This is a genomic window from Desulfoprunum benzoelyticum, from assembly GCF_014201505.1.
Taxonomy (GTDB): domain Bacteria; phylum Desulfobacterota; class Desulfobulbia; order Desulfobulbales; family Desulfocapsaceae; genus Desulfoprunum; species Desulfoprunum benzoelyticum.
Genome location: NZ_JACHEO010000013.1, coordinates 59,711 through 79,605 on the forward strand (window position 1 = coordinate 59,711; position 19,895 = coordinate 79,605).

At 57.9% G+C, this 19,895-nt stretch carries 18 protein-coding genes and 1 tRNA gene; 8 read left to right on the forward strand and 11 right to left on the reverse strand.

Annotated features, from left to right (window positions below; translation table 11 throughout):
• Positions 1-73 precede the first annotated feature (73 nt).
• The gene (purF, locus tag HNQ81_RS11475) at positions 74-1,507 is read left to right on the forward strand and encodes an amidophosphoribosyltransferase (protein WP_183351442.1); all 1,434 of its coding nucleotides are present in this window, start codon (positions 74-76) and stop codon (positions 1,505-1,507) included.
• Here purF and HNQ81_RS11480 read toward each other — a convergent pair whose 3' ends face one another.
• Positions 1,508-2,419, reverse strand: coding sequence for a GGDEF domain-containing response regulator (locus tag HNQ81_RS11480; protein WP_183351443.1), 912 nt, complete (start codon positions 2,417-2,419; stop codon positions 1,508-1,510).
• 374 nt (positions 2,420-2,793) lie between these two features.
• Here HNQ81_RS11480 and HNQ81_RS11485 point away from each other — a divergent pair, with 374 nt between their 5' ends.
• On the forward strand, positions 2,794-3,702 hold the full coding sequence (locus HNQ81_RS11485; protein WP_183351444.1) for a hypothetical protein: 909 nt from the start codon (positions 2,794-2,796) through the stop codon (positions 3,700-3,702).
• 24 nt (positions 3,703-3,726) lie between these two features.
• Here the strand turns inward: HNQ81_RS11485 and HNQ81_RS11490 are convergent, their stop codons facing one another.
• The 6 genes from HNQ81_RS11490 to HNQ81_RS11515 all read right to left on the reverse strand — a co-directional run bounded on the left by HNQ81_RS11490 (position 3,727) and on the right by HNQ81_RS11515 (position 8,273).
• Positions 3,727-3,930 (reverse strand): hypothetical protein, encoded by a 204-nt coding sequence (locus HNQ81_RS11490; RefSeq protein ID WP_183351445.1) that lies wholly within the window; start codon positions 3,928-3,930, stop codon positions 3,727-3,729.
• Between the two features lie 38 nt (positions 3,931-3,968).
• Positions 3,969-4,310, reverse strand: coding sequence for a hypothetical protein (locus tag HNQ81_RS11495; RefSeq protein WP_183351446.1), 342 nt, complete (start codon positions 4,308-4,310; stop codon positions 3,969-3,971).
• A gap of 94 nt (positions 4,311-4,404) precedes the next feature.
• Positions 4,405-5,976 carry a 4Fe-4S binding protein gene (locus tag HNQ81_RS11500; RefSeq protein WP_183351447.1) on the reverse strand — a complete coding sequence of 524 codons (1,572 nt, stop codon included), beginning with the start codon at positions 5,974-5,976 and terminating at the stop codon, positions 4,405-4,407.
• Positions 5,976-6,890, reverse strand: a complete 915-nt coding sequence (locus HNQ81_RS11505; protein ID WP_183351448.1) for a DUF362 domain-containing protein — start codon at positions 6,888-6,890, stop codon at positions 5,976-5,978. Before HNQ81_RS11505 ends, HNQ81_RS11500 begins: the two co-directional genes overlap by 1 nt.
• A 34-nt stretch (positions 6,891-6,924) precedes the next feature.
• Positions 6,925-7,611, reverse strand: coding sequence for a transglutaminase-like domain-containing protein (locus HNQ81_RS11510; protein WP_183351449.1), 687 nt, complete (start codon positions 7,609-7,611; stop codon positions 6,925-6,927).
• Between the two features lie 107 nt (positions 7,612-7,718).
• Complete coding sequence (locus tag HNQ81_RS11515) at positions 7,719-8,273, reverse strand: NUDIX domain-containing protein (protein WP_183351450.1); 555 nt, start codon at positions 8,271-8,273, stop codon at positions 7,719-7,721.
• 770 nt (positions 8,274-9,043) lie between these two features.
• Here HNQ81_RS11515 and HNQ81_RS11520 point away from each other — a divergent pair.
• From HNQ81_RS11520 to HNQ81_RS11545, 6 genes are all read left to right on the forward strand, one after another.
• Positions 9,044-13,483 (forward strand): FAD-dependent oxidoreductase, encoded by a 4,440-nt coding sequence (locus HNQ81_RS11520; protein ID WP_183351451.1) that lies wholly within the window; start codon positions 9,044-9,046, stop codon positions 13,481-13,483.
• Positions 13,483-13,920 carry a hydrogenase iron-sulfur subunit gene (locus HNQ81_RS11525; RefSeq protein WP_183351452.1) on the forward strand — a complete coding sequence of 146 codons (438 nt, stop codon included), beginning with the start codon at positions 13,483-13,485 and terminating at the stop codon, positions 13,918-13,920. Before HNQ81_RS11520 ends, HNQ81_RS11525 begins: the two co-directional genes overlap by 1 nt.
• 78 nt (positions 13,921-13,998) lie before the next feature.
• Positions 13,999-15,297: a (Fe-S)-binding protein gene (locus HNQ81_RS11530; RefSeq protein ID WP_183351453.1), complete on the forward strand. Its 1,299-nt coding sequence runs from the start codon at positions 13,999-14,001 to the stop codon at positions 15,295-15,297.
• Positions 15,298-15,446: 149 nt separating this feature from the next.
• The gene (locus HNQ81_RS11535; RefSeq protein WP_183351454.1) at positions 15,447-16,130 is read left to right on the forward strand and encodes a methylenetetrahydrofolate reductase C-terminal domain-containing protein; all 684 of its coding nucleotides are present in this window, start codon (positions 15,447-15,449) and stop codon (positions 16,128-16,130) included.
• 60 nt (positions 16,131-16,190) lie between these two features.
• Positions 16,191-17,135, forward strand: coding sequence for a methylenetetrahydrofolate reductase (locus HNQ81_RS11540; protein ID WP_183351455.1), 945 nt, complete (start codon positions 16,191-16,193; stop codon positions 17,133-17,135).
• 265 nt (positions 17,136-17,400) lie between these two features.
• A complete protein-coding gene (locus tag HNQ81_RS11545) occupies positions 17,401-17,871 on the forward strand; it encodes a hypothetical protein (protein WP_183351456.1) in 471 nt (156 codons plus the stop codon).
• 149 nt (positions 17,872-18,020) lie between these two features.
• Here HNQ81_RS11545 and HNQ81_RS11550 read toward each other — a convergent pair.
• From HNQ81_RS11550 to HNQ81_RS11565, 4 genes are all read right to left on the reverse strand, one after another.
• A tRNA-Leu gene (locus HNQ81_RS11550) sits at positions 18,021-18,107 on the reverse strand.
• Between the two features lie 142 nt (positions 18,108-18,249).
• On the reverse strand, positions 18,250-18,768 hold the full coding sequence (locus HNQ81_RS11555) for a lytic transglycosylase domain-containing protein (RefSeq protein ID WP_240191666.1): 519 nt from the start codon (positions 18,766-18,768) through the stop codon (positions 18,250-18,252).
• 150 nt (positions 18,769-18,918) lie between these two features.
• A complete protein-coding gene (gene fsa / locus HNQ81_RS11560) occupies positions 18,919-19,563 on the reverse strand; it encodes a fructose-6-phosphate aldolase (protein WP_183351457.1) in 645 nt (214 codons plus the stop codon).
• A complete protein-coding gene (locus tag HNQ81_RS11565) occupies positions 19,560-19,826 on the reverse strand; it encodes a YHS domain-containing protein (protein WP_183351458.1) in 267 nt (88 codons plus the stop codon). The genes fsa and HNQ81_RS11565 overlap by 4 nt, the downstream gene beginning before the upstream one ends.
• Between the last annotated feature and the right edge of the window lie 69 nt (positions 19,827-19,895).

Genomic DNA, 19,895 nt, shown 5'->3' on the forward strand with positions numbered 1-19,895 from the left:
TCTCGAGTACACGGTGTTCCAGTACCGCCCGTTCTGCGATTGTTCATCCCATACGCTCATTGAAGGTACCGCCATGCTACAGTATATCCCCCACCTTGTCCATCCCGTCGTCCCCGGACGGCCCACCCACGAATGCGGCATTTGCGGGATTTTCGGCCACCAGGATTCCTCCAAACTCGCCTATTTCGGGCTGTACGCCCTGCAGCACCGGGGACAGGAAAGTGCGGGAATCGTTACCTCCGACGGCACCAGGGTCACGTGTCACAAGAACATGGGTCTGGTGCCCGAGGTGTTCACCGAGACCAGCCTGCAGCAGCTCAACGGCCACATGTCGATCGGCCATGTCCGCTATTCAACAACCGGTGCCTCGAACCTCGCCAATGCCCAACCCCTGATGGTGACCCATAAGGGCACGACTCTGGCCGTCGCCCATAACGGCAACCTCGTCAATTCTCTGGAACTGAGAAAAAAACTGGAGGAGCAGGGATCGATTTTCCAGACGACCATGGATAGCGAGGTGGTCCTGCATCTGATGGCCAGAACCGCCCATCTTGGCTTGGAAAAGGCCCTGTGGGAAACTTTTTCAGCTCTCAAGGGCGCCTACTCCCTGCTCCTGATGACCCAGGATACGATGGTCGCCGTTCGCGACCCCGACGGTTTCCGCCCTCTCTGTCTCGGTAAATTGAACAACGGCGGCTGGATCATTGCGTCCGAAACCTGTGCTCTGGATCTCGTTGAGGCTCAGTATGTTCGCGATGTCAAGCCGGGAGAGGTGCTGATCTTCACCGACAAGGAGATTCTCTCCCTCTTCCCGTGGCCGCGACAGGACAGCCATTTCTGCATCTTCGAGCAGGTATATTTCGCCCGGCCTGACTCCGATATCTTCGGCATCAACGTCTACGAAACAAGAAAACGCATGGGGGAGATCCTGGCCGGAGAAGCCAGAATCGATGCCGATATCGTCATGCCGTTTCCCGATTCCGGCAACTACGCCGCCCTCGGGTACTCGCAGGCCTCGGGCATTCCCCTCGAGATGGGGATGATCCGCAACCACTATGTCGGCCGCACCTTTATTCAGCCGACGCAGTCGATGCGTGATTTCAATGTCCGGGTCAAGCTCAATCCGGTCCGCTCCTTCCTCAAAGGCAAGCGGGTCATTATTGTCGAAGATTCGATTATCAGGGGGACGACGGGCAAGAGCAGGGTGCGCGCCTTGAAGCTGGCCGGGGTCAAAGAGGTGCACATGGTGGTCAGCTGCCCCCCCACCCGCCATGCCTGTTACTATGGCATCGATTTCCCCTCGCCGACAGAACTTATCGCAAACAACAAGAATATCAAAGAGATCGCTGACCATATCGGCCTGAACTCTTTGCATTATCTCAGCCTTGAAGGACTTGTCGAAGCAACCGGCTTGAGCAGAAAGGACTTCTGTCTGGCCTGTTTCAACGGTGAATACCCGGTTCCTCCGGATCGCTCCTTTTTCAAGGATGCACTGGGTACCTGCTGATCACTGCAGAGAGGGTTCACACCTGCAGACAACGCAGTTCTTGCCTTTTTTCTTCGCCTCATACATGGCCTGATCGCCTCGCTCCCTCATCTGGCGCTCGTCAATTTCAAGTGGGAGTTCCCTGTTCCTGACACAGGGAACCACCCCGATGGAGAGGGTTGTCTTCCCCAGGTTGCGCTCGATGAATTTCAACAGGATGCGCTGGGTGATTTCCGTTGCCTGGTCGGCATTCGTTTGCGGCAGAAGAACGGCGAATTCATCGCCCCCTATTCTAAAGCTCATATCGACACTGCTGCGGGTGCATTCCCCAAAGATTTCGGCAAGCGCCACCAGAACGCCATCACCTTCCTGATGACCATAGGTGTCGTTGAATTCCTTGAAATTATCGATATCGACGACCGCCAGGAAAACCTGGTACCTCTGTCTGCTGGCCCGCTCCACCTCCTCGGGGAAACGTTCATCGAAGGCCCTGCGGTTCCACAGGGAGGTCAGGCTGTCAACGAGCGATAACTGCTCAAGCCGACGAACCAGGGATCGCTCGCGAAAAGCCCGTGTCAGTTTGGCCTCGAGCTCCGCCTGGTCTATCGGCTTCTTGATGAAATCCAGGGCACCGGCCTTGATCACATCCGCGTACGTGGCATTTTCGGAATAGCCAGTCGCCATAATGGCATCTGTATGCTTATGATTTTCGACGATATATTTCAACAATTCCATCCCGTCCATATTCGGCATGGCAATATCGGAAAAAACAAGGTCGATATCAGTTGCCTTCAGTATCTGCATGGCCTCAATGCCGTCACTCGCCCCCAGGCAATGATACCCCAGCGAGGAAATCAGGACGCTGAGCGTCATCCGCACCAGGTCATCGTCATCAACGACAAGGATGACTTCGGTCTTTTTGTTTCCATTCATTGGTGATTCTTGGCGTGTAGAGGTTTGATCTTGGCCCTTTGAGCAGCGCTCAGATACTTATGTACAGAGTAAATTGTCTAAAGTCCAGAACCCGCCATGTTTTTTGCTTGTTCGAGCTGCGACTTCACTTCAGAAAACCCCTTCACCAGGATCCGCAGCCTTTCGCCTCCCCGTCCATTGCTGCAGGGTATGCCGTGTACTCCATTTTGCAAGCAAAGCCGACAGGCCGACGATCGCCTCAGACGGTGTTCAGGCTGATGCCGACCCGCAGCGGAATGGCGTATCGTTCATTCGACTACCGGCTCTGTTCTCTCGACCGCACCTCTTCTTCCAACGAACTTGCGATGACGCCGTTGAACAGATAGGATAAACACATGGATCACATACAGGGCAGGAAGGACATACTGGAAGGCGACGGGCGGAACGACTTTGTGGAGGAGGTGGTCTCTCTTGCCCGTAGTATCAATCCCCAGGTCGACGTCGCCCTGATCACACGCATCAATAATGACACGACCAATATATTCAGAGGGAAATTTTCCGGTTTTCGGGCCAGCAACCCAACCTATCACAATCTGAGGCATACCCGTCTGGTCGCCCTTGCAGCCGCCCGGCTGTTTCACGGCCTGTGGTGTGACGGCAGATCTTTCACCGCAGATACGTTGATACAGGGTTTCCTCAGCTCCTGCTTTCACGATACCGGGATGCTGCTGACCGAGGCGGACAGCGCCCTAACCGGAGCCCGATACACCAGGGGCCATGAAAAACGTTCGATTACCTTTGTGCGGCGGTATATTCAAATCTCCGGACTGCCCCGATCCTACGCCGACAACTGTGCGGCAATCATCCGCTGTACCGAATTGAACAAAGGAGTGGACCATCTCCGGTCCTATCCGGAGGAGATCGGACTCGCGGGCCGTGTTGTCGGTTCCGCCGACATCCTGGCACAGATGGCGGACCGGTACTACCTCGAAAGACTTCCCCTCCTGTTCCAGGAGCAAAAGGCCGGTATCGACGACTTCGGCCATCAGACTCCCATCGAACTCATGCAATCAACCGCTGATTTTTATCACACAACCATTGCCCACCGGTTGAACGTGCTTTTCTCCGATGTCTTTCCTTCCATGCGAAGTCATTTCCGTGAACGCTGGCAGGTCGATGAAGATCTCTACACCAAGGCTATTCTCAAAAATATCGACTATCTTCAATCAATCATCGCCAGATGCAAAGCGGAGCAGGAATGCCTCAAACAGTACCTCCGACGCGTTCCTCCGGCACACCAGTGACACCCTGCCTTCACCGGTCGATTCTCATTTCTGCCTCGGGTCACGGCCGGTCTCAAACATTTCAAAGAGATCATAGAAGAGTCTCGCCACTGCACTGAAGTGGGTTACCGAGCCTGATCCGGCGTAGGCCTTCGTCAGTTCCATCGCCTTCAGGAAACTCTCCTGGCTGCCGGAGGTCTGGGGTGCCTTGAGGGCCTCAACTAATCGCTGTCCGATATCGTCTTTCATGGTTCTCCCTTTCTGTCAATATTCGTCGTAGCCATCGTTCATGACCTCATCCGCCCATGGAACCCATGTCTCGCCCACCCGTCGAACCGGGCAGCGATGCCGAATTGTTCGGCCTGCCGATACAGCGCCTGAAAATGAGGCTGGAGGTCGGCCACGTGCCTCGAACACAGCCGCAATACCCTCTTAACCGCGATAATCTCCCAATGCTGGCGGGCGACAAAACGGGTTCCGCGGGCCCTGCCGACCTCTTCTGTTTCGGCAAAAACAAGGACGGTGGCAATGGCCCCGGCCAGCACTTCCACCTGGCTGTTTCTGGCCGTCGGTCGAACCTCAAACTGGTAAAAAAGTGGATAAACCGTCATATCGTTTACTTCTATCATTGCGGCTGTCCTGGACTGAGACCTTTGCCCCAGGCTGATGATAATGGAATCGCCGACGCTGTCAGGCGGCCGTGCTCCCGAACAAACCTCTGCCTCAATAACCGTACATCGTCATCCCGCTGCTCTCCCTGCTTTCCCCTGCCGCCGTGACGATGACTGCCGCCTCGCCGCTGAGGGGACACTTGTTTTCGCAGATGCCGCAGCCGATGCAGAGCTCGCCGACGACATAGGGCTGCAACAGCGTGACCGTCTCGCCCCTGCCGTTGACGACCTCGGCCTCGCGGAATTTGATCGCCTTGTCCGGCGTCGGACAGTGCTCTTCGCAGACGATGCAGGGGACGCCATCGGCAAAGGGCAGACAGCGGTTCCTGTCGATATGGGCCCGGCCGATGACGGTGACGTGCTTCTCCTGTCTGCTCAGCCTCCTGATGGCGCCGGTCGGGCAGACCTGGCCGCAGAGGGTGCAGTTGAACTCGCAGTAGCCGATACGGCCGATCAACCGGGGGCTGAATATCCCCTCCAGCCCGGCCTCCAGCCAGGTCGAGTGGAGGGCATTGCCGATACAGACCTTCATGCATTCGCCGCAGCGGACGCAGCGGCCGAGGAACTCCTCCTCCGCACACGCGCCCGGCGGCCTGATCAGCTGCGGATCGGTGTGGCGGGCCAGCAGCCGCGACGGCAGCACGAGAGGACTCAGCATTCCGGCCGCCAGGCTGGCGATCGCGGCCCTACGCGACAGGTCGACCGCCTGGCCCCGTTTGGCGCCTCTGCCCCAACCGTAATGGATGAGTGATTTCGGACAGGAGGGGAGGCAATCGAGACAGAGGATGCATTCGGCGGCAGCGATGGTGCGCTCATCGTCTATCGCCGCCATCCGGCATTCGCTGCGACACTGCCGGCAACCGCCGCACTCCGGCGAGCCGCCGGAAAGCCGAAAAAGGGAATAACGGGAGAACAACGCCAGCATGGCCCCTAACGGACAAAGCGAACGGCAGAAGAACCGGCGGCCGAACAGTCCAAGCCCGAGGACCGCGACCAGCACCAGCAGCGACAGGACCGACAGCCCATAGACCTTGGCGGCGAAGGGCAGGACATATTCCTTCAGCACGGCATACACCGGCTCGGTCACGATGTTCAGCCACATCGGTCCATGCTGGTAGGTCAGGGTAAAAAACGAGGTCGCGGCATGATCCAGGGCCGGATGCACCGCAAAGGTCAGGCCTCGCACCAGGATCGAAAACGGATCGAGATAACCGGCCAGCGGCAGGCCGAACAGGGAGGCGGCCAGCAGAAAGAAGAGCAGGTAGTATTTGAACTGGCGGCCGCCCCGTTCCCGGCCGGCGCCGCCGCGTTCGATCAAACGCCGGCTGCCGTCGATCAGGGTGCCCAGAGGACAGATCCAGCCGCAGAAGAAACGGCCGAACAGCAGGGTCAGGGCCAGCGTGATCGCCGCCGGCAGCATCAGGACGATGACCGTTCTGCCCGCCGCCATCGCCGTGACGGCGAGCAACGGATCGATCCGAAAGAGGATATTGACGGCCCAGGTCAATTCGTCCGATCCGCTGTAATCGGTCTTCACGAACAGGAAGAGAAAAAAAGCAAGGAACACCAGCTGACTGGCCTTCCGCCACAGGGACGGGAGAAGTTTCGGAAAATGCCGACGCATCAGGCGGAGACCACCTGTATCCGGGCCAGGTCCATCTCTCCCAGCCCCAGCTCATACGCCGCCACCGTGGCCTCGATGTCGCCGGGCTCAAGCTCGAACAACGTCGTCGCATAGGCATCGGCGGCCACCGGATCGGCCGAGGCGATCAACGTGTCGATCCGGCGGACATCATCGACATTGCCTCCCTGGGGACCATTGTGCAGCAGGATGCGGGTGGCGTCGATCACCGTCAGTTTCGGTCTGACGACCGTCGCCAGATCGGCCAGGCTCTGCCCCAGGTTGCGGTGCAGCGAGCCCCGGTTGCCGCCGAGCACCCCCATGCTGTTCTTCAGACCCAGAGTCAGCCGCGACAGCCCGTGATGCTTGGCGACCGGGACGTTGATATAGCAGTCGCAGTCAAGGGCCTCGCGGTAGATCTCCCACTTTGTCAGCACCTTGCCTCTGGTGATGTTCACCGGGACGAACTTGCGGGAATCGATCTGCTCTATCACCGCCCGTCGATCATCAAGGTCACGGATCGCCTGCTCGATGCCGCTGTTGGCATAGCAGCGCCTCTGTTCGTTGCAGCTCCGGTCGAAGACCAGGACTTTTTTGGCGCCGGCCGCAAGGGCTGCCTCCACCAGCGCCCTGACGACCAGCGGATGGGTGTTGGCCCCCTGTTCCGGAGTCCGGTCCCAGCCGATATTGGGCTTGATGACGACCCTGTCGCCGGGGTTGACGAATGTGGCCATGCCGCCAAGCGGCGCCAGGACCCGGCCGACCAGGGCATGGTAGTCCTCACCTGTGGCCAGGGCAAGCATGGCCTGCGGTTTTTCGGCAGCCAAGGCCTCGGTGAGCACACTGAAGCTGGGGATCGCCAGGCTTACGCCCGCCGTCCACCGGAGAACATCCTTGATGAACCGGCGTCTGTTCATAGTTTTCATCCTTCGCTTTTTCACATCAACGGATTCATGTCTTCTTTCGCTCCAACTCCGCCTCACGATGGAAATCGGCAGGATCGCCCTCCCTGCGCCCCGCAAACAGCAAGGGATAGTGGCTGCGGTAGGAGACGAACATCTCCTCGAAGGGCAGGTCGGCAAAGCTGCCATAATCATGGATATACTCCATGTGGCGCTGGCCCACCGTGTTGAACTCATGGAAGATCGAATCATTTCTGCCATCGAATTCGAGCGGCTGGACCTGGAATCGCTGGCAAAGGGAGAGATTGAAGGCCGGCGTCGCCTTGACCCATTTCCCCTCCAGATACAGTTCGGTGTAGCCGTGATAAACAAACAGATCGGTGCCCATGACCTGCCGCAGCCTTGCCGTAGTCAGATGATTCCGGACGTCGGCGAAACCGAGCCTGGCCGGGATTCCCTGCTGCCGAGCCACCGCCGCGAGGACCACCGCCTTGGCGACACAGTAGCCGTACCCCCTGGTGATGACTGCACTCGCCGTCAGGGCGTCGATCGAATACTGCAGGCTGTAGGGATCGTAACGGATCTCATCGCGCACCGCATAGTAGAGACGGACCGCCCGGTCGATCGGGGTGTCGTTGCCGTGGCCGGCGCAGACTCGTTCAGCGAATGCGACGACGACGGGATGGTCATGATCGACAAAGGCAGTGGCGGCGAGATAGGGTTCAAAATCTTCCATAGGATAGTTTTCTGGTTGATGGTTCATGCGTTCTCCCGGCTGTATCGCACTATCCGGGGTATCCGGGGTGGCCTGCAGACAGAAAGCAGTCTCGACCGCCAACAGGTTCAGATAGAAAAATAGAACATCAAGGCGTTGAGTACCAGCCCATGTTCTATTTTTCCCTCTTTCACACAGGCCCTGACCTCGTTCTCAGCCATCGGCACGGTCTCGATATCCTCCATCTCATCCATCGCCGGCGTCGCCACCAGCCGGGCGTCCTCGACGAGGACGGTATAACAGGAGTTCCCCTGGATCGCCGGATTGGGACAGACCCGGCCAATGATCCTGGCCCGATCACCGGCATACCCGGTCTCTTCGAGGAGTTCCCGGCAACCGGCGGCGACCGGATCCTCCGCCGCTTCGATCGTGCCGCCCGGGATCTCGATTTCGATCCGGTTCGAGCCATACCGGAACTGCCGGATCAACACAATATCCCGCTCCGGAGTCACCGCCACGATATTGACCCAGTCCGGACAATCGAAGCGGTAGAACTCCCTCCGCCTGCCGCTTCTGGTGCACAGTACCGGTCCGACCTTGACCGTCATGATCGGCGTCTCGACCAGCACCCTGTCGGGATAGACCTCCCAACCGCCGGTTGCTTCATTCTTTATCTCGACCACGCAACGTTCTCCTGCATCGTTTTTTCAAGCCAAAGGGCCTCAGCACGACCTGAGCATATTGAATATCATTCTACCACACCGGCAGGGGAATCGGTCCAAAATGCGGGGGAGAAACAGTTCCCAGCACATCAAAAACACGTTGACGCATCTCCTGAGACTTTGGAATTGTGAAGTTTTCTGCAAAAATTGTACATTCGGCGGGTGTCTGCGGAACCAGGCCGTCTCTTCCAGGCCAGCAATCTGCAGCAGCGCTAGCGGACCAGACCCCACGCCATCCGGGCGAACAGCCGGTTGATGGGATTGCAGGCAAAGAAGTCCCCGGCTGTCTGCCGTGTACCGATCGAATCATTCGCGCCCGAAGTCTCACTGCGGTTTTTTTCTGCCCATTTTTCCGCTTCCTGGAACAGAAGTCCTGCCAAATCGCATTAATCTCAATGCAAATTGGTCTGATCAGTAGTCCAGACCAAGAAAAAACTATGTCGGGTAATTGTGGGGAAGATATAAAATTGTTGATATGGACACAAATTACCGCTAGCATCATTTGTGGATATCGAAAAGCAATGGTCGGGCCGACCTGGATCAGGGCCGCCCGAAACAACAATGTATTATCACCCCATTGTAATTGCAGAATATTTGTAATTCGAAAGGAGGTTGCACCCGGCAGGAGTCCTATCTTCGAAAATCGGTGATGTTTCGTGGGGGGTCTCTGCAGTTGAAAACATGTAATAGGTATACGAAAAGACTTAACCATCAGCACTTAAGGAGTCATCATGGGATTTGAGGCGAACAAGCAAAGTGGATCGGTTATGGTTGTAGGAGCTGGTATCGCAGGCATGCAGGCATCGCTTGATCTGGCCGAATCCGGCTATTACGTTTACCTTGTTGAAAAATCCGCCGCCATCGGCGGAGTTATGTCGCAGCTTGACAAGACCTTCCCGACCAACGACTGCGCAATGTGAGTCATCTCACCTAAACTGGTCGAGGTCGGCCGTCACCTGAATATTGAGCTTCTCACGAATACCGAGCTGATGGGCATCGATGGCGAGCCCGGCAATTTTACCGCCAGAATTCACCAGGCACCCCGATATGTGGACATGACCAAATGCACGAGCTGCGGCGAGTGCGCCAAGGTCTGTCCTGTTTCCCGTCCCAACGAATACAACGAACTGCTTGATTTCCGTAAAGCGATTTTCAAGCAATATCCACAAGCTATCCCCGGGGCCTTCGGCATAACCAAACGGGGGACCGCCCCCTGCAAGGCCACCTGTCCGGCCCATGTCAGCATCCAGGGCTTTGTCGCCCTGATGGGTGACGGCAGGTACGACGAGGCCTTGAAGCTCTTCAAGGAGGACCACCCGTTCCCCGGCATCTGCGGCCGGGTCTGTCACCACCCCTGTGAGGGAGAATGTACCCGCGCCCAGGTCGACCAACCCCTGGCCGTTCGGGAGCTGCATCGCTTCTTAGGCGACTACGAACGGGAGAAAGGCCAATATTATATACCCAAGATCGAGGCCGAAAAGCGCAGTGAAAAAGTGGCGGTCATCGGCTCCGGCCCGGCAGGCGTCACTGCCGCCTATGAGCTGCTCAAGCAAGGATATCAGGTTACCATCTTCGAGAAACAGGATGAGCCCGGCGGCATGATGCGCTACGGCATCCCCGCCTATCGCCTGCCGCGGGACATCCTGGCCGACGAGATCAAAGTCGTTCAGGACATGGGCGCCGATATCAAGTGCGGGGTCACCTTTGGCCGCGACATCACGCTGGACAGCCTGAAGCAGGACGGCTATTCCGCCGTGTTCCTGGCCATCGGCCTGCATAACGGCCGCAAACTCGGCGTCGACAACGAAGATATCAAGGGCGTCGTGCAGGGCGTCGACTTCCTGCGCGATGCCGCCATGGGCAAAAAGGTCGAGCTTGGACGCGAGGTCGTCGTCATCGGCGGCGGCAACGTCGCCATCGACGTCGCCCAGACCGCCAAACGCCTCGGAGCCGAGAACGTGACGCTGATCTGCCTCGAGCGCCGCGAAGAGATGCCGGCCTGGGAATATGAGATCGTCGAAGCGATCGAAGACGAGATCAAGATCGTCAACAGCTTCGGACCCCGGAGTTTCCACCTCGAACAGGGCCGAGTGGCCGGAATCGAGTTCAGGAGCTGCAAACGGGTCTTCGATGAAAACGGCCGTTTCAATCCGCAGTTCGACGACAACGTCTGCGAGTCGTTTCATTGCGACACGGTCATCGTCGCCATCGGCCAGAGCGCGGACCTCGACGGCATCAGGGAACAGGGCATCGCCATCTCCCGGCCGGGCGGCCTGGAGGCCGATTCGGTGACCCTGCAGACCCCCATCGACTGGGTCTTCGCCGGCGGCGATGCCTTCTACGGCCCGAAATCCGTCGTCGACGCGGTGGCCTGCGGCAAGGAAGCGGCCATCAGCATCCATCGCTATATCAACGGCATGGATCTGCGGGAGGGTCGCGACAAGACCTGGGAGTTTGTCCGCCCCGATATCGAAGGCGAGGCAATCAAGGAGCGGTTGATGGTCGAATGCCTCGCCCCTCAAGTCCGTTGCGGCAATTTCCTCGAGGTTTCCAAGGGGTATGACGAAGAGCAGGCCCGGCAGGAGGCGATCCGCTGTCTTTCCTGCGGTGTCTGTTCGGAATGCTACCAGTGCGTCGAGGCCTGTCTGGCCAAGGCCATCGATCACAGCCAGGTAGCCGAAGAGAAGGAGCTCTCGGTCGGCTCCGTCGTGCTCGCCACCGGCGCCAAACCTTACGATCCGACCCCGCTGTCGGAGATCTATCTGTATAAAAAGAACCCCAACGTCCTGACCAGCCTGGAATTCGAGCGGATGCTCAGCTCCGGCGGCCCCACCATGGGCCATCTGGTCCGCCCGTCGGATCATCAGGAACCCAAGAAGGTCGCCTGGCTCCAGTGCATCGGCTCGCGGGACAACAACAAGTGCGGCCACACCTATTGCTCCTCCGTCTGCTGCATGTACGCGATCAAGGATGCGATGATCGCCAAGGAGCACGCCGGCGGCGATCTCGATGCGGCCATCTTCTACATGGACATCCGCTCCTTCGGCAAGGATTACGAGGAGTATTACGACCGGGCCAGGAACCGGGAAGGGATCCGTTTCGTCAAGGCGAGGATCCACTCGGTCATCGAGAACCCGGAGAACCGCAACCTCATCCTCCGTTTTGCCGATGAAAACGGGCAGATCCTGGATGAAGAGTTCGATATGCTCGTGCTCTCCGTCGGTCTCGAGGTTCCCGCGGCCACCCTGGAACTGGCGGACCGGCTGGGCGTCCATCTCAACAAGCACAATTTCATCGACAGCCACCCCTTCTCGCCGCTGACCACCACGCGGCCGGGCATCTTCGCCTGCGGCACCTTCCAGGGACCAAAGGATATCCCCTCCTCGGTGACCGAGGCCAGCGCCGCGGCCGGGCTTGCCGGCTGCCAGATTGCCGCGGCCCGGGACACCGACACCAAGGTGCGGGAGATACCGGAAGAGATCGACATCTCCGGTCAGAACCCGCGAGTCGGGGTCTTCGTCTGCAACTGCGGCACCAATATTGCCGGTGTCGTCGATGTCCCCGGCCTGCAGGAGTACGCGGCGACGCTGCCGGGCGTAGTCTTTACCGACAACAACCTGTTCACCTGCAGCCAGGATACCCAGGCCAAGATCAAGGACAAGATCATCGAGCACGGGCTGAACCGGGTGGTCGTCGCCTCCTGCAGCCCGAAGACCCACGCCCCGATGTTCATGGAGACCCTCGAGGCCTGTGGGTTGAACCGGTACCTGTTCGAGATGGCCAATATCAGAAACCAGGATTCCTGGGTCCACGCCTATAATCATGAACTGGCCACGGAGAAGGCGCGGGATCTGGTCCGTATGGCCGTATCCCGTGCCGTCCGGTTGAAGCCGCTGCACGGCAAGGTCATCCCCGTCAACAAGCGGGCCCTGGTGGTGGGCGGCGGCGTCGCCGGCATGAACGCCGCCCTCGATCTGGCACGACAGGGTTTTGAATCCACCCTGGTCGAGAAACAGGCGCAGCTTGGCGGCATGGGCCGGAAACTGCACCATACCATCGAGGGTGCCGACATCAGAGCCTATGTGGATAAGCTTGCGGCACAAGTGACCCTGGATGAAAAGATCACCGTTCTCAACGATGCCGAGATCGTCGGTTTCGAAGGTTTCCAGGGCAACTTCAAGACCGCGGTCCGTGTGGGCGGGCAGGAACAGCCGCAGGAGATCCAGCACGGGGTCATCATCGTCGCCACCGGCGCCGGGGAATACACCCCGAAGGAATATCTCTACGGTGAAGACGACCGGGTGCTCACCCAGATCCAGCTGGGCGACCGGCTGGGAGAAAAAGGCGCCGCCGCTCTCGATTCGGTCGTCATGATCCAATGCGTCGGCTCCCGCAATGACGAGCGCCCCAACTGTTCGCGGATCTGCTGCCAGTCGGCGGTGAAGAACGCACTGGCGATCAAGAAAAACAGTCCCGACACCCAGGTGTTTATCCTCTATCGCGACATGCGCATGTACGGCCTGTTGGAGGACTATTACACCGAAGCGAGGAAACAGGGAGTCATCTTCGTCCGTTACCAGAAAGACAACCCGCCGGCGGTCAAGGCGGCGGACGACGGCATCCTGGTCACTGTCAGAGACCATGTCCTGCAACGCGATATCGAAATACGTGCCGACATCCTGGCACTTTCCGCCGGTGTGTTGCCGAGCGGTTCGGAAGAGGTGGGCAGGAAACTGAAGCTCAACACCAACGCCGAGGGATACTTCCTCGAGGCCCACGTCAAGCTGCGCCCGGTGGATATGGGCAGCGACGGCGTCTTCCTGTGCGGAACCGCCCATGGCCCGAAACTGATCTCCGAAGCCATCGTCCAGGCCAATGCCGCGGCGGCGCGAGCGGTGACCTTCCTCTCCAAGGACCGGATCAAACTGTCGGCCATCAAGGCTGAGGTCGACCCGGATCACTGCGTCAAGTGTCTGACCTGTGTCCGCTCCTGCCCGTTCGAGGTTCCGAGATTCAACGTGGAGCAAGGGGAGATCCAGATCGATCCGGCCCTCTGTCAGGGATGCGGGGTATGCGCCTGCGTCTGTCCGAGACAGACCATCAAGCTCAATAACTATGAAGACGACCAGATCACCTGTGAGATTGAAACACTGCTGGCGGGAGGAATGTAATGGCTGATTTCGAACCGACTATTGTAGCATTTTGTTGCGACTACTGAGGGTACTCCGCCGCGGACCTGGCAGGTTCGATGAGGCTGACCTACCCCACCAACATCAAGATTGTCCGTGTCCCCTGCACCGGCAAAGTCGATGTGATGCACCTGCTCAGATGTTTCCAGGAGGGCGCCGACGGCGTGTACTGCGTCGGCTGCATGGAGGGTAACTGTCATTACAACCAGGGAAATCTCCGTTGCCGGGAGCGTGTCGAATATATCCATGAGCTCCTCGAGGAGATCGGCATCGAAGGCGATCGCGTCAGGATGTACAACCTGTCGTCGGGCGAAGGGCCGACCTTTGCCAAATACGCGCAGGAAATGACCGATCACATCATGTCCCTCGGACCCAATCCTTTAAAGGCCAAACCCAGGAAGGCCGCCGCTTCGGCATGAAGCGGCGTACCACCTGGACCCATCCCTTTCAAGGACACGTTGAAGAAGGCGGCAAAAGCCTAATGATAGGAGTCAATTATGTACGATGAAGCAATAAAGATAGGCTGGAAAAAGAAAGGCAGGTTCATGGACACGGTCAAGACGCTGCTGCCCGAAGGCGGCAACCTTGACATGTGCCTGACCTGCGGGGCCTGCACCTCCGGCTGCCCGGCCACCGGGCTGGAAGGATTGGATCCCCGCAAGGTGCTGCGCATGGCAGCCCTGGGGATGGACGAGGAACTGCTGGCCTCCAACTGGCCGTGGATGTGCACCATGTGCCAGCGTTGCATCTACGTCTGCCCGATGAAGATCGATATTCCCCAGCTGGTCTTCAACCTGCGGAGCTGCAGGCCTCGGGATCAGCGCCCCAAAGGCATCCTTGGTTCATGCGACATGGCCCTGCGCAGCGATACCTGCAGCGCCATGGGGGCTTCCGAGGAGGACTGGCGCTTCGTGGTCGAAGACGTCGCCGAGGAGGTGCGCCAGACCCAGGCGGGATTTGAGAATCTGCAGGCCCCGATGGACAAGGAGGGAGCCTATTTCTACCTCAACCAGAACTCGCGGGAGCCGGTGACCGAGCCGGACGAAATGATCCCGCTGTGGAAGATCCTCAACACGGTCGAAGCCGACTGGACCTATGGCTCGAAGGGTTGGGCGGCGGAAAACTACTGCCTGTTCCTCGCCGACAACGAGAGCTGGGAACACATCATCCGGGTCAAGGCCAAGGCGGTCGACGACCTTGGCTGCAAGGTGTGGCTCAACACCGAATGAGGCCACGAACTCTTTGCAGTCCGGGCCGGACTGAAAAAATTCAACATCGAGCACAAGTTTGAGATCGCCAGCATCATCCAGTATTACGCCAAGTGGATCCGGGAAGGACGACTGCCGGTCAGCTCCGACTGGAACAAGGATCTGAAGGTCACCTTCACCGTTCAGGATCCCTGTCAGCTGGTCAGGAAGTCGTTCGGCGACCCGGTGGCCGATGATCTGCGCTACGTCGTCAAAAAGGTCGTCGGCGAGGAAAACTTCATCGACATGACACCCAACAAATCCAACAACTACTGCTGCGGCGGCGGCGGCGGCTTCCTGCAGTCGGGATTTCCCGAGGCCCGCCGTGAATACGGACGGGTGAAGGCCGAGCAGATCATGGCGACCGGCGCGCACTATGCCATCACCCCGTGTCATAACTGCCATGCCCAGATCCATGACCTGTGCGAGCACTACAACGGCCATTGGCATACTGTGCATCTATGGACCCTCATCTGCCTGTCGATGGGGATGCTGGGTGAAAACGAACGGGTCTATCTCGGACCGGACCTCGCGAGTGTCGGTCTTTAGAACCTTGGCAATTCACTTCTTGTTTATACAATGAATTGCGTGAAGGTACCTATCCCCTCGAGGGGGGACTAAAAAGAGTGCCCCCTGCGGGGTGCTGGCATTTGCCTGGACCGGGACGGCATCAGTCCCGGTCCATTGTGGAGGATATTATGATAGTTGCCAAAAGAAAGCCCTTTGCCGAGATCATGGCGATGCTGGAAGGGTATGACAAGGTCCTGAACGTCGGCTGCGGCACCTGCGTCTCCGTCTGCCTGGCCGGCGGCGAAAAAGAGGTCGCCGTGTTGAATACCGAGTTGGAGATGGCGAGACGGCTTCAAGACGCCCCCCTCGACATTCAGGGGCACACCATCGAACGGCAGTGCGACCGCGAGTACCTGGCCGAACTCGACACCATGATCGCAGATGGAAAATTCGATGCGTTGCTGTCGATGGCCTGCGGGGTCGGCATCCAGTTTCTCGCCGAAAGGTATCCACGCATCCCAACCTTCCCGGCGGTCGACACGACCGGGCTCGCCGTCAATCAGGCCGTGGGCTGGTATGAAGAACGCTGCCGTTCCTGCAGCCAGTGCGTGCTCGGCACCACCGGCGGCATCTGCCCGATCACCATGTGTGCGAAAGGGCTGTTGAACGGACCCTGCGGCGGCACCAACAAGGGAAGCTGTGAAATCAGCGCCGACCAACCCTGCGCCTGGTTCAGGATCCATGAACGGCTTTCGGGTCAAGGCCGGCTCGATGCCATCAGGAAGATCAACACCACCCGCGGCTGGAACGACCAAACGCCAAGGAACCTGATTCAACCCGGGTACAAGAAACCCGAAAGGATGGCAAAATAACGGGATACAACAGCCAAATCTTTTTTCCTCTTACCCTTATCAAGTAGCAGAGGATTTTATATGAGCACAGAAACGAAGTACAGTTCCGGCAGTAACTTGGAGAAGGTTCTCAAATCCGGCCAGTTCGCCTTCACCGGTGAGCTGGGGCCGCCCAGAGGCACCGATGTCGACGAGGTCAGGGAAAAGGCCCGCTTTCTCAAAGGACACGTCGATTCCGTCAACATCACCGACAACCAGACGGCGGTCGTGCGCATGTCCAGTTGGGCGGCATCGCTGATTGCCATCGACGAAGGACTTGAGCCCAATTATCAGATGGTCTGCCGGGATCGCAACCGGCTGGCCATGCAGGCCGATATTCTCGGCGGCTACGCGTTGGGCATCCGCAATATGCTCTGCCTTTCCGGCGATCACCAGCAGTTCGGCGATCATCCCGATGCCAAGGGGGTCTTCGATATCGATTCCATCCAGCTCATCGCCCTGGTCAAACAGATGCGGGATGAGGGCCGATTTCTGAGTGGCAACGAGATCCATAAACCGCCGAAAATGTTTATCGGCGCCGCCAGCAATCCCTTCGCCGACCCCTTTGAGTGGCGGGTCCACCGCCTGGCCAAGAAGATCGAGGCAGGGGCCGACTTCATCCAGACCCAGTGCATCTACAACATGCCGAAATTCCGTGAGTTCATCCGCTTGGCCAATGAAGAGGGCCTCACCGAAAAAGTCTATATCCTGGGCGGGGTCACGCCGATGAAGAGCGTCGGTATGGCCAGGTACATGGCCACCAAGGTGCCGGGGATGGACGTCCCGGAAGAGATAATCAACCGCCTCAAGGGGGTCGAGAAGAGCAAGGTCGCCCAGGAAGGGATCAACATCGCCTGCGAACAGATCGAGGAATTCAAGGCGATGAAGGGTGTCCACGGCGTCCACTTAATGGCGATCGAATGGGAGCACATGGTGCCCCAGATCGCCGAGCAGGCGAAGGTGCTACCGCGTCCCGTCTTCGACTGAGCCGTCAATCGAAACCCATTCAAAACAGGACCCGGGCCGCTGAGGCGCCGGGTCCTGTTTTGTTTTGGGGGCAAGAATCCCTTTCCAGACCTCTTAAGCCGCTGATCCTTCAGGACGACCATCGGCTTTCTGTAACGGATGTAACTGTCATGGCCGTCGGACTGTCCAACCCGGAATTGATGATTCATTAATTGTTTGCAGATAATTTTTCACTGGGTATAACTGTTTGACTACAGGAATTTTTATCTTCAAAAGGAATGGCAAGATGAGCGACCGGAAGATCCAGCAGATCCTGAAAAAGATCAACTATCTCGAAGCAGAAGTTGAAATTCAGAAACAGATCCTCTTTTCAATTCCCTCGGACAACACGGGAGAGATCGAGAACACTCTGCGAGTTATCGCCGCGCGCAAAGGCGACATCGAGGGCCTGCGCCGGCAGATCAACGATCTCGATCCGAAGGAGTTCGCCCGGATAGTCGCCTTCGAGCAGGCGTCAGCCAGGTTTATGGCCATTGGCGCGGAAAATACCTTCACCGACCTTTTTTACAGACAGGCCGATCAGGAGTGCGGCCTCAGACTGGCCGATGGCACGGCCATCGACTGCCTCGTCAAGGGCCGCGACGCCAAGGGAGGGTGGACCGCACTGACTATCGACGGCGAGGTGCTGCAGTTCAGCCGCGACCAGGTTGTCGAGCCGGCCGAAATCAACAGTCAGAATCAATCACATCCCCACTGAAGATTGAGCATCACTCCGGGGCCGGCCCGAGCAATGAAGATCGATGTCTTTGAATACAGATTGACCTTTCGGACGACAGGGCCTGTCCCACCGTAACCAGACAATAAAAAAAGGGTCTCAGGATGAAAACCTGAAACCCTTGAATTTACTGGTGCCGGAGGTCGGGGTCGAACCGACACGGGGTTGCCCCCGCTGGATTTTGAGTCCAGTGCGTCTACCAGTTTCACCACTCCGGCGTTGGAGAAAACTTATACCGTACCACTTCCCCTGCAGTCAAGCAGAAAGGGGGGAGACTCCGCATCGTTCCCGGCAAGGCCGGCAACCATTGTCGGCACCACCTCGGACCAACCGCAGATGTTCAGGTCAACGGCTCCTTCATCACCCTCCACTTGCCTTGTACATCCGGTAATTGCTCATGACTTTACGCACATAATCAATAGTTTCCGGAATCCTGGGAACCCCGCCGGCCCTCTTCACCAACCCTGGACCGGCGTTGTAGGCTGCAAGTGACAGGATCAAATTATTGTCAAAGGTGTCGAGAAGACTGCGCAGGTAGCGCACTCCGCCGTCAATATTTTCTCCCGGGTTAAAAGGATTTTCGACCCTGAGGTCCGCCGCCGTACCCGGCATCAGCTGCATCAGACCCTGGGCGCCTTTGCTGGAGACGGCCCGGTGATTGAAATCCGACTCGGTCCGGATCACGGCCTTGATCAGGTACGGATCGACATTGTACATGCTCCCGACCCGCTTGATGTACTGGTCGTAGGTCGAAGGCGAGATGGTCCCTCGGTATGTCCCTTTGTACACCCTGTAAGTGTTACGGGGACTTTCAATGTATTTTTGGCGAGGGGTGAAGGGCTTGCAGTTCTGGCCGGTCGGCGTATTCGTAAAATGCATTCTACCTCGGCCATCATCACAGACAAACATGTCGGCCCACCCTTCACCCACGGCACAGAAACAGGCCAGCACCCCTGTCATCACCAGCGTTGTCCAGGAACATCGTCTCTTCACACGAGTCCTCTCGAGAGCAAATTGAATGTGGTGCCGCTATTTCTTTCTCTTCTCCCAATCGGCCAGGAACTGCTCGATTCCGATGTCGGTGAGAGGATGTTTGGCCAGCTGGGCGATAACCTTGAAGGGAATGGTGGCGATATCGGCCCCGATCAAAGCCGCATCGACAACATGCTGCGGGCTGCGGATGCTGGCCACAATCACCTCGCTCTCGTAGCCGTAATTGCTGTATACGGTCATGATATCCTGGATCAGATCCATGCCGCTGACGCCGATATCATCGAGCCGGCCGACAAAGGGACTGACAAAGGTCGCTCCGGCCTTGGCGGCGAGCAGGGCCTGCGCCGCAGAGAAGACCAGCGTCACATTGGTCTTGATTCCTTCGGCGGCAAGCCGCCTGACCGCCTTGATGCCCTCCGTGGTCATCGGCACCTTGACAACGATATTGTCATTGATCGCCGCCAGTTTCCGGGCCTCGCCGACCATCCCCTCCGTATCGAGACTGACGACTTCGGCACTGATCGGGCCGTCGACAATCTGACAGATTTCGCTGATGATCTCCTCGAACGGCTTGTTTTCTTTGGCAATGAGAGATGGATTGGTGGTCACGCCATCAACCATCCCCATTTCCACACCTTTTTGTATTTCATTTATGTTAGCGGTATCAATAAAGAATTTCATTTCTCTTCTCCCTGTTGGATAAAAATATTGCAGCACTTTTCGCTGCAGAAATAGATGATCTCACCCTTGTGCTGCAGATGGATGGCCTGCTGTCGCGGCACGAGGGTATGGCATACCGGATCTTCGACGAGAACATCGCTGACCTTGGCGTCGCTGTTCGGTGGTCCCGCTTTCTTCTCGACCTCCCGCCTGCCCTTCAGGCTCCCGACCAGCAACCGATAGGCGATAAATACCAATACGGCAAGGATGACAAACCGAAGCACAATTTCCTCTCGTTACCAGCGTGCAGAGAATAAACGTATCCGAGGTTAAGTATCACCCGGAGAATATGA

Coding starts and splice junctions, on each gene's coding strand:
- HNQ81_RS11535 (WP_183351454.1), top strand. CDS start 15,447: ATGATAGTTGCCAAAAGAAAGCCCTTTGCCGAGATCATGGCGATGCTG.
- HNQ81_RS11490 (WP_183351445.1), bottom strand. CDS start 3,930: ATGAAAGACGATATCGGACAGCGATTAGTTGAGGCCCTCAAGGCACCC.
- HNQ81_RS11505 (WP_183351448.1), bottom strand. CDS start 6,890: ATGAACAGACGCCGGTTCATCAAGGATGTTCTCCGGTGGACGGCGGGC.
- HNQ81_RS11545 (WP_183351456.1), top strand. CDS start 17,401: ATGAGCGACCGGAAGATCCAGCAGATCCTGAAAAAGATCAACTATCTC.
- HNQ81_RS11495 (WP_183351446.1), bottom strand. CDS start 4,310: ATGATAGAAGTAAACGATATGACGGTTTATCCACTTTTTTACCAGTTT.
- HNQ81_RS11480 (WP_183351443.1), bottom strand. CDS start 2,419: ATGAATGGAAACAAAAAGACCGAAGTCATCCTTGTCGTTGATGACGAT.
- HNQ81_RS11510 (WP_183351449.1), bottom strand. CDS start 7,611: ATGGAAGATTTTGAACCCTATCTCGCCGCCACTGCCTTTGTCGATCAT.
- HNQ81_RS11555 (WP_240191666.1), bottom strand. CDS start 18,768: ATGCATTTTACGAATACGCCGACCGGCCAGAACTGCAAGCCCTTCACC.
- HNQ81_RS11500 (WP_183351447.1), bottom strand. CDS start 5,976: ATGCGTCGGCATTTTCCGAAACTTCTCCCGTCCCTGTGGCGGAAGGCC.
- HNQ81_RS11540 (WP_183351455.1), top strand. CDS start 16,191: ATGAGCACAGAAACGAAGTACAGTTCCGGCAGTAACTTGGAGAAGGTT.
- purF (WP_183351442.1), top strand. CDS start 74: ATGCTACAGTATATCCCCCACCTTGTCCATCCCGTCGTCCCCGGACGG.
- HNQ81_RS11485 (WP_183351444.1), top strand. CDS start 2,794: ATGGATCACATACAGGGCAGGAAGGACATACTGGAAGGCGACGGGCGG.
- fsa (WP_183351457.1), bottom strand. CDS start 19,563: ATGAAATTCTTTATTGATACCGCTAACATAAATGAAATACAAAAAGGT.